The 7842-nt window shown below is 60.1% G+C and carries 7 protein-coding genes; 6 read left to right on the top strand and 1 reads right to left on the bottom strand.

The window, feature by feature from the left end; all coding sequences use genetic code 11:
* Positions 1–2: 2 nt before the first annotated feature.
* Positions 3–488 (bottom strand): flagellar hook-length control protein FliK, encoded by a 486-nt coding sequence (locus D1012_RS22720; RefSeq protein ID WP_158569395.1) that lies wholly within the window; start codon positions 486–488, stop codon positions 3–5.
* 3472 nt (positions 489–3960) lie between these two features.
* Here D1012_RS22720 and D1012_RS18560 point away from each other — a divergent pair.
* From D1012_RS18560 to D1012_RS18585, 6 genes are all read left to right on the top strand, one after another.
* The gene (locus D1012_RS18560) at positions 3961–4254 is read left to right on the top strand and encodes a rod-binding protein (protein ID WP_118155626.1); all 294 of its coding nucleotides are present in this window, start codon (positions 3961–3963) and stop codon (positions 4252–4254) included.
* Positions 4238–4558: a hypothetical protein gene (locus D1012_RS18565; RefSeq protein ID WP_118155627.1), complete on the top strand. Its 321-nt coding sequence runs from the start codon at positions 4238–4240 to the stop codon at positions 4556–4558. Before D1012_RS18560 ends, D1012_RS18565 begins: the two co-directional genes overlap by 17 nt.
* A gap of 196 nt (positions 4559–4754) precedes the next feature.
* Positions 4755–6053, top strand: a complete 1299-nt coding sequence (locus D1012_RS18570; protein WP_118155639.1) for a flagellin N-terminal helical domain-containing protein — start codon at positions 4755–4757, stop codon at positions 6051–6053.
* A 68-nt stretch (positions 6054–6121) separates the two neighbouring features.
* Positions 6122–6499, top strand: a complete 378-nt coding sequence (gene flaF / locus D1012_RS18575) for a flagellar biosynthesis regulator FlaF (protein WP_233517178.1) — start codon at positions 6122–6124, stop codon at positions 6497–6499.
* Positions 6496–6900, top strand: coding sequence for a flagellar biosynthesis repressor FlbT (gene flbT, locus D1012_RS18580; protein WP_118155628.1), 405 nt, complete (start codon positions 6496–6498; stop codon positions 6898–6900). The genes flaF and flbT overlap by 4 nt, the downstream gene beginning before the upstream one ends.
* Positions 6897–7712, top strand: coding sequence for a DUF1217 domain-containing protein (locus D1012_RS18585; RefSeq protein WP_118155629.1), 816 nt, complete (start codon positions 6897–6899; stop codon positions 7710–7712). The genes flbT and D1012_RS18585 overlap by 4 nt, the downstream gene beginning before the upstream one ends.
* Positions 7713–7842: the final 130 nt, after the last annotated feature.

Genomic DNA, 7842 nt, shown 5'->3' on the forward strand with positions numbered 1-7842 from the left:
TTTCAGAGCCGGATGTCCAGCCGCCCGGTGGCGGTGAAATGTTGAGGGGGAGCGATGATCGAAGGGGAATCGCCCTCGGCGATGGGGGCGGTCGAGGCCGGGGGCGGGCCGGATGGTGTGCCAGTGCGACCATCCCGCTGCGCCCAGTCGCCAAAGCTGAGCGTGGGTTGGTTAAACCCGGAAAGCCGAAGATCGCTCAGCAATTGATCACCATGACGGCGGATCAGTTCCATCGCTTCGGGTCGCTCCACAAACAGAATGACCGCGAGTCTGTCACCTGTCGTCGAGATTTCAAATCGCAGCTGTCCCAACTCTTCTGGGCGCAACGTCAGGGCCATGGGGCCATCGCCGCCCATTTTCAGCGATTGGATGATGGATTGGGCAACCTGTTGGGTGACGTGTGGTGGGCCCGTGCCTGCAGTCGGGGTGGAACTGGTGAAGGGCGCGGACAGGCTTTGCACCGCGCCCTCCCGGTTCAGCGAAAGCATGTCAGTGTTGGCCAGGGACGCGTCGCTTGCTGCGGCGTACCGGGCCGGGATGGGGGGGGTAGTTCTGATATCGGTTGCGCCGGCGGGGCCTGTTTTCGACGGCGATCTGGTGTCACGGCGGGGCAGTTCCGTTGTCGCAGGTGGCGGAGCAGTGTGGCCGACCGCCGGCTGAGAATCGGGTTCGGCAACCGGCATAAGCCCTTGGCCGTGCAGGGGGGCGGTTGGTGCCTGAGCCGATTTGTGATCAGGGGGAGGCGGGGCAGATCCAGCGGACATCAGGGCGTAGGGGATCGTCGTGGCCTGCACCTGCGGAGCATTCATTACGGCAGTCGATGTTTCCTGCGAGATGCGGTGTGGTCTTGATCCCTGATCTTGCCGCGGCAGGACGGCCGGGGTTGCATAAAAATGCGCCTGTTGCCCGGTATGTGTGGGAACCGGAGCGTTTTGCAGCGGAGGCGCTTGCCAGACGGCTGCAGGCTCCGACCGGATGCTGGCGTTCTTGTCTGCGGGGGGAGTCGTGGTCAGGGACTGCGCAGACTTTTCGACGGGTGCTACAGAGCCCGCCTTGACGGGTTCCCGCTTCGTACCTGAGTCCGGCGCGATGGTTCTGTCGACCGCGAATGGCGTCATGTCGATTCCGCGCATTTCGGGCGCGGCACGTGAGGATGCGTCAAGAAATTGTGGTGGAGGGCTGGCACGTTGGAGGGGGGGGATGGCCGGGTTTGTCCGGTGTTGCGCAGATGTAACTGGCATGTCAGCTGTGCGGGTTTGACCCAGTGGCACGGCAACTGGCTGTGGCGAAGCCGGTTTTTGTCCGCCCTCCTGAACTGTTGCAGCTGTGGTTTGCACCGGTGCCGATGTGCTGGTGGGCGCAGGCATGCCGTTAGCATTTGCCTTCAGCATAGCCGGTGCTGAGATTTGGTTTGATTTGGCCGGAATATCATTGAACTGAGCAGACTGCGCGAAAGGCGCAGCCTTATGCCTATCACTGCCTGCTTTCGGAAGAGCTTCGGCATCAGAGTCCCGCAGCGGCGTACCGGGCACATGGGCAGTGGATGTCGGAGTTGCGTTCGCCTGCACCACAGCTGAAGGCAAGGTGTGCAGAATGCGGCTGATCAGAGCGATTTCCGGCAGTGGAGACGACGGAGGAGGAGAAGCCGTTGAGTGCCGCGGCGAGGCGAACAGGGCGGTGGCTGTGTACCTTGGCCCCTCAACTGTCACCCTGGCGGATAACAGATCGGGCTGAGCGGCATTTTGTGCAGAGACATTCCGCTCCGGGACGAAACGTGGCGCTGCCGGATGCGCACCATCGCGTTCGACCTGATCAAGCGGCGTGGTGTGAGTGTGCGGCAGGGGATGCCGGGGTGTATCTGCCTGCGGTGGAACGCTGCCAGCCGTGGCCGTCGGTGCGGTGCTGGCAGGTGCCACGCTGCCTGGCTGACTTGCCGCTGGTTTGATGGCGGTTGCGAGATGGGCCGGTGTCGTGCGCGGGGTTGTTTGGTGGGGCGTCTCAAGCTGAGCCTTCGGCAAGGGCTGCCGGGACGCGATTGCCTGTGGGGGAGTGCTCTCAGCCGGTGCCGCAGGTCCGGGACCGGCAGCTGCCACCGGGGTTTGTGGCCGTGTTACAGGTTGAGGGCCGGTTGCGTGGGGGCTTGGCTGCGCGGGCGTGCGCGGGCTTGGCTGGGTCGGTTCAACCGAAGCCGTCTCATGCGACGGCATGGGCTGAGCCTGTGGCAATGGCTGCCGGGACGCGATTGCCTGTGGGGGAATGCTCTCAGCCGGTGCCGCAGGTCCGGGACCGGCAGCTGCCACCGGGTTTTGTGGCCGTGTTACAGGTTGAGGGCCGGTTGCGTGGGGGCTTGGCTGCGCGGTTGGCGTGCGCGGGCTTGTCTGGGTCGGTTCAACCGAGGCCGTCTCATGCGACGGCATGGGCTGAGCCTGTGGCAAGGGCTTCTGGGGTGCGCTTTCCGGCTTTAGGACGTTCACAGCCGGTGCCGCAGGTCCGGGACCGGCAGCTGCCACCGGGGTTTGTGGCCGTGTTACAGGTTGAGGGCCGGTTGCGTGGGGGCTTGGCTGCGCGGTTGGCGTGCGCGGGCTTGGCTGGGTCGGTTCAACCGAAGCCGTGTCATGCGACGGCATGGGCTGAGCCTGTGGCAATGGCTGCCGGGGCACGATTGCCTGTGGGGGAGTGCTCTCAGCCGGTGCCGCAGGTCCGGGACCGGCAGCTGCCACCGGGGTTTGTGGCCGTGTTACAGGTTGAGGGCCGGTTGCGTGTGGGCTTGGCTGCGCGGTTGGCGTGCGCGGGCTTGGCTGGGTCGGTTCAACCGAAGCCGTGTCATGCGACGGCATGGGCTGAGCCTGTGGCAGGATCGGCAGAGGCGTTTTAGCCTGTGAAGGGGGGGGGGCAGCCGCAGGGGCGGCGGATGTAACCGTCGCCAGTGGGACTTCCTGTCCTCTCTGAGATTGGCCAAGAGTGATTTGTGGCAGGTCCGACCGCGCTGGTGAATACCGGGCATCAGGACGGACGGCTGCATCAAGCTCAGTTTGCTCGCGGGGCGAGGCCGGTTGCCTTGGGTGGCGAAACGCGTCTGTCTGTGGAGGAAGGCTGTCTGTCGGGCTGAAGGGCACGGGGGCAGCCGTCAGCTCCGACCTTGGCAGGGGTTGGATGGTCGCAGCTTTCAGCAGGCCTGCTTGTGTGGGTGAGACCGGCAAGCCGGGCAGCACAAGTGGATCGCCGGAAACCTGTTGGCGCGGTGATGCGGGTTGATCCTGCAGGGCGGGAAGTTCCGGCGCGTTTGCCGGTGGTGAGAGATGCTCAAGAGCGGCGGTTGTGTCGGCATGTGTTTCAACCGTCGGCGCGACATTCTGCAGTGGGGGAGCCTTGCCAGCAATGTGCGGGGTGTCGGTTTGCCCCGTTTCAAGCGGCGGTTCCGTGCGCGACGCCTCAGCCAAATTCAGGTCGGGCGGGGGTGCAACCAACCCTGTCGGTGGCGCTTGCAACGGCATCTCAGAAAGGGAGGCAACGGCGTGCCCTTGATAGGATCTGAGGCTAGCCGGTGGCAGCCCCTGATTCTGATCTGGAAGCTTCGGCGCCGCTCCAAAAGCCACCTTGTTTCCGAGGAGCGGGTCACCACCCGATGTATCCGCTATGAGAAAAGCAGCTGTTTCATCCCCCGGCGACTGGGGCTGCGCCGGTGTTTCGCGCGGTGCCGTCTGGCGTGACGACAAGACCGAGGGCGGGGGGGGCTGCAAGGTGCCGAGAGACTGGACCACTGCAGCAAAGGTGCCTGAATTATCCTCCGCCTGCTTTGACGGCGACGGCGGGGATAACTGAAGCTGGGTCGCATTCGTGATCTGCATTCTGCATTCCGGGATCAAATGATGACTGCCCAAGAAATGCGCGAAATTGCTTACCGACTGTTTACTCAGATCGCAGATATTGAGGACAATTCAAGTAAAACGGAGCGATGGGATGTACTTAGAGTCTGCCTTGCCGACACCTCTTTCTAAAAAGCACGATCATGGTCAACTGTATGAAAAAGCTAAAGAACTGGAAGTGGCGTTTCTGACAGAGATGCTGGCCCACGCGGGCTTGGGCGAATCGCCGGATGCGTTTGGCGGCGGGATCGGTGAAGAGCAGTTCTCATCTTTCCTGCGCACGGAACAGGCGCGCGGGATTGTTGAAAAAGGGGGCCTCGGTCTCGCCCAGAGCATATTTGAGTCTCTGGTCAAGGCACAGGAGTCAAAACATGACCAAAAAAATTGACACAATTCTGGCAGATGTCCGGAATAGTTTGATGGCAGGGAATTATGGTCAGCTTGCCACGTTGATTCCGGCGCTGGAAACTGCCGAGGCGCAGGTTCCCTCCAATGATCTGGCCCGGCTGAAGGCCTTGAAAGCCGAGGCCGAGCGCACTGCGCACTGTCTTCAGGCGGCATTGTCGGGTGTGCGTGCCGCCCGCCGCCGGGTTGCCGAGATTTCAGAAGCTGCCAAGGGGCTTACCACCTATGACCGTGAGGGGCACAAGGCAACGGTCCCGAATGGTGCGCCTGCGTCGAGGCGCGTCTGAATTGTTTCAAATCATCGGTGATTGGCGAATGGCAATTCACTTATGATTAGGAGTTGGAGGTTTGTATCGGTCTTGCGCCCCGGGGTCGGGGTGGCGCTGCGGGGTTGTTCCCAAAGCAACGGCAAGAATGCCCTTCCAGCCGTCGGCTGACGGTAATTTTAGCCGCGAAAAGCGCGGCAGTGTGAAGGAAACGAACATGTCTTCCATTCTGACGAACAATGGCGCGATGGTTGCCCTGCAAACCATGAAGTCCATCAACAAGAATATGGGCCAGGTCCAGGCCGAGATTTCCACCGGCAAGGCTGTCGGGAGTGCCAAGGACAATGCCGCCGTCTGGGCCATCTCCAAAACGATGGAATCGGATGTCAGTGGCTTCAAGGCGATTTCTGACAGCTTGTCGCTGGGATCTTCGACCATCGCCGTGGCACGCTCGGCCTCGGAACAGATCACCAACCTGCTGAAGGAAGTGAAAGGCAAGGTTGTCAACTCGCAGGAAGAGAACGTTGACCGCACCAAGATTCAGGCTGATATCGGCGCGTTGCGTGATCAGATCAGCTCGATTGTCGGTGCCGCCCAATTCAACGGCCTGAACCTTCTGTCGAACAAGTCCAAAACTGCGGGCAGCGGCACGGTCAACGTTCTTTCGTCGCTGGACCGTGCATCTGACGGCAGCGTGTCGGCGTCGAATATCAGCGTCGGAAAAGCGGATCTGAGCACCACGACCTCGGTTGTCGGCGGTACCGCTCTGGCCGCCGGTGCTGCGCTCACGGCGAAGGCAACCGGTGCTGCTACCACTGCGGCAACGGCCTTGACGGGTGCTGCAACCGCACCGACCACTGCGGTGACCATCGTCACTGGTTCGGTTGCTGCGGGTGATGGCTATAACATCACCCTTACGGCGGGTGCAGCGGGCCTTTCGACCGCGAATACGGCGAACATCCAGGAAATCCGCTACGTCGCCCGCGATGGCGACACTGCGGCGGATGTCGCAAAAGGGCTGGCTTCGGCATTCAACGACTATGCAAAGTCAAAAGGTCTGGAGACCCAGATGTCGGCAGCTGTTGGCTCCGGTGCCACTGCCAACCAACTTACCCTCACCGGCTCCACCACCGTGGGTAACAACGTTACAGCACAGCTGAATGTTTACGCGCCCGCTGGCAACACCATCGGCGGCGGTCTGGAAAAGCTGAGCAGCATTGATGTATCCTCAAGCGAAGGCGCTGCATCGGCGTTGGGGGTGATCGAAGGGTTGACGCAGACCGCAATTCAGGCGGCTTCTGATTTTGGTACCGCGCAGAAGCGGATCGAGATTCAGAACACCTTTGTCGGAAATCTGGTCGACTCGCTCCGCTCCGGTATCGGATCGATGGTTGATGCGAACATGGAAGAGGCATCGGCGCGCTTGCAAGCCCTGCAGGTGCAGCAGCAGCTGGCAACCCAGTCGCTGTCGATCGCAAACCAGGCGCCACAGAGCATCCTCGCGCTGTTCCGCTGATGGTCCGGGCCGGGGGAAACTCCGGCCCACTTCCCTGACACATGATGGTGCAACGCGAAGGATTCGCCGTGAACGTGCTCATTCACCCCAAAGCGGGCTATACGCGCCCGGATGCTACGCTGCGCCCGATGCGCAGTATCGAATACGACGCTTTTGCACGCGTGACGCAAAAGCTATCTGCAACCTGGCAAAACAGGAAATCCGATTTTCCGGCATTGGTGCAGGCTTTGACAGACAACCTGGGTCTTTGGTCCACTCTGGCCGCAGATGTTGCGTCATCCGGAAATACACTGCCCTCCACTTTGCGGGCGCAACTCTTTTATCTATATGAGTTTTCTGAAATTCATACCCGGCGGGTTCTGGAGGGGAGTGCTACGGTTGATGTCCTGATTGATGTCAATACTGCGATCATGCGAGGGTTGCGGGGCCAAGGGGGCGCGACATGAGCGGTCTTGTTCTGAAGCTGGGTCCGCATGAACGCGTGTTGATCAACGGAGCCGTGATCGAGAACGGTGACCGGCGCTCACGTCTGGCCATTATGACTCCAAATGCCCACATCCTGCGCCTGCGCGACGCGATCCACCCGGAGGAGGCAAATACGCCGGTTCGCCGCATTTGCTACATTGCGCAACTGGTGCTTTCTGGGGATGTGACCGCCAAAGATGCACAGCTGCAACTGCTGCGCGGGATTGAGCAACTGAGCCAGGTTCTAACTGATCCGGACAGTCGGCTTCAACTGACGCTCGCAAGTAAGGCGGTTCTGGAAGATCAGCATTATCAGGCATTGAAATGTCTGCGTAGCCTGTTGGCCCGCGAAGAACGCCTGATGGCAGTTGGTCCGACGTGACCTATACACCTATCATCCCCATTGGTGGTTATGCTGGCTGGGCCTTTCTGAAACGCACGATGGCGCAGCAGACCAACGCATTCAATGCTCAACCGTCCATAAAACGAGACGAAGCCTATTTTCGTGAAAAGATTGGCAGCATCACCACAGCCGAGCAGTTGGTGAACGATCCCAGGTTGCTGAGGGTGGCTCTGGGCGCTTTTGGGCTTGAGGGGGATGTAGGGAACAAGTTCTTTATCAGAAAGGTTCTTGAAGATGGCACCTTGAAAACCGGGGCGCTTGCCAACAAACTGGCAAACAAGCAGTATCAGAAACTTTCGATTGCATTTGGATTTGGCGACTTCAGCACGCCACGTACAAAGCTTTCGGATTTTGCCGACAAGATTCTTGGTCCTTATAAAACCCAGCAATTTGCCGTGGCTGTGGGAACCCAGAATGAAGATATGCGGCTTGCCCTGAATATTGAACATGAACTGCCTGTACTCGCCCAAACGGAGGCAAGTTCTTTGTCCAAATGGTTCACTGTCCTGGGCAACCCGCCCTTGCGGACGGTATTTGAACGTGCCTTTGGACTGCCGGTATCTTTTGGGGCGATCGATATCGACAAGCAGGCAGAAACGCTGCAGAATCGAAGCAAAGCAATGTTCGGCTCAGGTGATCTGTCGCAGTTTTCGGATGGTGACAAAGTCGATAAACTTGTCAGACAGTTTCTTGTACGATCCGAGCTTGCAGCGAATTCTGCAAATCTGAGTTCGGGGCAAGTGGCTTTGGCACTCTTGCAACAAACGGTGTCCCGGTCCCGCTGGAATTGATGCTAGGCTCTGGACCCATTAATTTTCTTGCGGGTCGGACAACTCACTGATTCACTTGCGGCACCACAGGGGGTGCTGCCATGAGCGAGATGATCCTGCTTTCCGAAGCCCAGATGGCGCGGATATCGCC

The organism is Pseudotabrizicola alkalilacus (assembly GCF_003443995.1).
Lineage (GTDB): Bacteria > Pseudomonadota > Alphaproteobacteria > Rhodobacterales > Rhodobacteraceae > Pseudotabrizicola > Pseudotabrizicola alkalilacus.

Excerpts from the sequence above, each read along its gene's own strand:
- D1012_RS22720 (WP_158569395.1), bottom strand. The coding sequence starts at position 488 with ATGCTTTCGCTGAACCGGGAGGGCGCGGTGCAAAGCCTGTCCGCGCCC.
- D1012_RS18560 (WP_118155626.1), top strand. The coding sequence starts at position 3,961 with ATGTACTTAGAGTCTGCCTTGCCGACACCTCTTTCTAAAAAGCACGAT.
- D1012_RS18565 (WP_118155627.1), top strand. The coding sequence starts at position 4,238 with ATGACCAAAAAAATTGACACAATTCTGGCAGATGTCCGGAATAGTTTG.
- D1012_RS18570 (WP_118155639.1), top strand. The coding sequence starts at position 4,755 with ATGTCTTCCATTCTGACGAACAATGGCGCGATGGTTGCCCTGCAAACC.
- flbT (WP_118155628.1), top strand. The coding sequence starts at position 6,496 with ATGAGCGGTCTTGTTCTGAAGCTGGGTCCGCATGAACGCGTGTTGATC.